Raw genomic sequence first — 1625 nt, forward strand, 5'->3', positions numbered from 1 at the left:
TGTAAAAGGTATTGGCGAGGATAAAATGTTTGATATTTTCCATTATGCAAACACTGATGAATTAAACATGACTTCTGATTTCTCTGAATTGAGATCAGCATGCCTTCGAGTTGCAACAAATGAATATGGCGCGAAATCAACGGAAGCTCAAGCAGTCCAAAAAGCTTTTGATGCAGCAAAAACTAAGGTAACAGTGAAAAAAACTGCGGAAAACCAAGCGCTGGAGTTAACTGTACCGTTTACAACTACACTACATGTAGGTGATACGTTCGACCCGATGAGAGGTGTAAAAGCTGTTGATAAAGAAGATGGTGATTTAACAAATAGAGTAAAACATAAAGGCAATGTAGATACTTCTAAACCAGGTAAATACATTGTGGAGTATTCGGTTGTCGATTCCCAAGGGGTTAATGCAACGGCTACACAGACTGTAATTGTAGAGGAAAATGGAGAAACTCCAGGTATGGAACCTAAATTAACAGTGCCTGTTGGAGCAACAATTAATGTAGGAGATTCATTCGACCCAATGGCAGGAGTATCAGCTACTGATAAAGAAGACGGTGACCTTACTTCTAAAGTAACAGTTGATGGTAAAGTAGATACATCTAAAGCCGGTACTTATGAAGTAATATATAGTGTCAAAGATTCCGCAGGTAATGAGGTAACTACAATACAAAAAGTGGTTGTGAAAGATAAAGACACTAACAACGGTAATGGCCCTGATAATGACAATAACAACACTAACAACAGCAATGCTTCTGATACTGGTAACAGTTCTATCTTAAACAATAGTACTTCTGATAAAAAAGAAGTTACATATAAAGAGCTTCCAAAAACGGGTGCAAGTACAAATAACAGTGCAGCAATGGGTGTATTGATGGTTCTTGCAGGTATTGTTCTTTCTTTTGGTCGTAAATTTAGAAAGGTATTAAAATAATAGTAACTTATTGCATTTTATTGTATTATTGCAGTGAATTAAAAAGCACCTTCAAATATTGAAGGTGTCTTTTTATCAACTTTTATAAACTAATTTTCTAATATAAACATTTCGAAGTTAACATAAAAACACTATTGTTTAGGGGATAAATGAGAAGAGGTTCAAATCCATAAGAGGCTAATATTCGGTATATAGAAAAGATGGCGTTTTTTATGAACTTTTATTAATATTTAGCTAGAGTCTGATTTACATAGTAGGCCTCACCATACATGCCCATCAACTTAAGAACAGAAACAAAATGAACTTTCATTCATCAGGACTAAAATATTCTTAAAGTTGGGGTACACTCGTAAAAATGCGCATGCCAAATACACCTAAATACTTGCCTATATGGACATTGATTACCCTTACAGGCTCCAATAAAAACCGTATAATAGTGGTGACGGTGGGCTATACATGGCTAACTGGAATGGGTTTACAATTTCAACAAGAGTAGATAAGAATGATAAATTAGTAAACACATATGGTATCATAACAAAACAGGCAGGGTATATGGATGAAATCGCATTAGGTCAGTATCATGACTTAGTTCAATATTTAATTCGTATTTCGGTTCTGGTGCAAAAACTTTAATATACGTGTAAGTAATCTCTAAAACTTGGACATACTGATCTTATTACTCTAGAAA

At 34.7% G+C, this 1625-nt stretch carries 2 protein-coding genes; both read left to right on the forward strand.

Features of this window, described 5'->3' with window-relative positions; genetic code table 11:
* On the forward strand, positions 1-937 hold a 937-nt coding region (locus JDS96_RS30340; protein ID WP_199669077.1), incomplete at its 5' end, for an immunoglobulin-like domain-containing protein.
* A 456-nt stretch (positions 938-1393) separates the two neighbouring features.
* Positions 1394-1570 carry a hypothetical protein gene (locus JDS96_RS30345; protein ID WP_199669078.1) on the forward strand — a complete coding sequence of 59 codons (177 nt, stop codon included), beginning with the start codon at positions 1394-1396 and terminating at the stop codon, positions 1568-1570.
* Positions 1571-1625: the final 55 nt, after the last annotated feature.

The sequence above is a fragment of the Bacillus cereus group sp. N21 genome (genome assembly GCF_016483395.1).
Classification (GTDB): domain Bacteria; phylum Bacillota; class Bacilli; order Bacillales; family Bacillaceae_G; genus Bacillus_A; species Bacillus_A pseudomycoides.